We start from the raw sequence: 270 nt of genomic DNA, 5'->3' as shown, positions 1-270 counted from the left end.
CGTTGGTACTCGCGGTCGTGCCGAGCACCGGTTTCGTCAACGACACGGAGATCGGCGTCGTGCCGGCACTGACGGCGCCCCAGGGCTGCGAATAGCCGGCGTCCTGATACAGGTCGTACTGCATCTGGTTCGTCCCGTTGGCCAGGTAGCGCGGGCTCGTACCGCCGAGGTTCACGCAAACGAGCACGCCGGTGTTCACGCTCAGTGCGTCCCACGTGCAACTGACCGTCATCGTGCTGTTCGTCGTATAAGCCTGCAACGTGATCGGAC

The 270-nt window shown here is 63.7% G+C and carries 1 protein-coding gene; it reads right to left on the bottom strand.

The genetic code is table 11. From position 1 onward, the window contains the following. Positions 1–270: spore coat protein U domain-containing protein (locus ACPYOI_RS36300; RefSeq protein ID WP_481424203.1), on the bottom strand; the 270-nt coding region annotated here is incomplete at both ends.

Source organism: Rhizobium sp. SVR5-2C, from assembly GCF_056755115.1.
Note: the sequence above shows the minus strand (reverse complement) of the source record. Positions and strands in the feature narration are given on the sequence as shown.